The 271-nt window shown below is 39.1% G+C and carries 1 protein-coding gene; it reads right to left on the bottom strand.

Going from position 1 to position 271, the window contains the following annotated elements; genetic code table 11:
- The coding region (locus R2R70_RS20410; protein WP_410978965.1) for a hypothetical protein at window positions 1–256 on the bottom strand (256 nt) is incomplete at its 3' end.
- Window positions 257–271: the final 15 nt, after the last annotated feature.

Raw genomic sequence — 271 nt, 5'->3', positions numbered from 1 at the left:
AAAAAGGTAACCTCATGTTCCAACCAAATGTTTCTACGTCATCGTGAAGTACCTGGTATTCACGCGTAATATTAGTTGCTGCAACATCTTGAAGCTGCTCTGACTCAAATACACCGTCGTTATAGTTTTGTTGAAAAACAACATCTAAACCGCCTGGTGCGTTACGGTTAGCTCTACTTAAGCCACCATAGCAATCAAAGAATAAATTATCTAGCTCTGGAAAGTTATGTGTGCCTTTAAGCTGAGAAGAAAACATTTCACGTTCTTCGAA

The sequence above is a fragment of the Cobetia sp. SIMBA_158 genome (genome assembly GCF_046566945.1).
Classification (GTDB): Bacteria; Pseudomonadota; Gammaproteobacteria; order Pseudomonadales; family Halomonadaceae; genus Cobetia; species Cobetia amphilecti.
This window is presented reverse-complemented; position numbering and strand designations above follow the sequence as displayed.